This window comes from Seonamhaeicola sp. ABD4_175, assembly GCF_056160885.1.
This window is the reverse complement of record NZ_JBSWYC010000030.1, coordinates 1-207: the sequence shown is the minus strand read 5'-3', so window position 1 is coordinate 207 and position 207 is coordinate 1. Positions and strand designations below refer to the sequence as shown.

The 207-nt window shown below is 42.5% G+C and carries 1 protein-coding gene; it reads left to right on the top strand.

What is annotated here, in order from left to right; translation table 11 throughout:
• Positions 1-207 (top strand): hypothetical protein (locus ACXAG4_RS15555; RefSeq protein WP_475297015.1); only part of this gene is annotated, 207 nt, incomplete at both ends.

The following is a 207-nucleotide window of genomic DNA, read 5'->3' as shown; positions in this document are numbered from 1 at the left end:
ATACCACAGCGGGCACATGTCCAAACAGTAGCAATACAAGTGTAACTATTAATGCCTTAGACGATGCGAGTTTTAACTATTCGGCAGCGGCTTATTGTACTAATGATTCAGATCCAACACCAACCGTAACCGGATTAGGCGGAGGCACTTTTAGTTCAACTGCAGGATTATCAATCAATGCAAGTACAGGAACAATCGATGTATCAG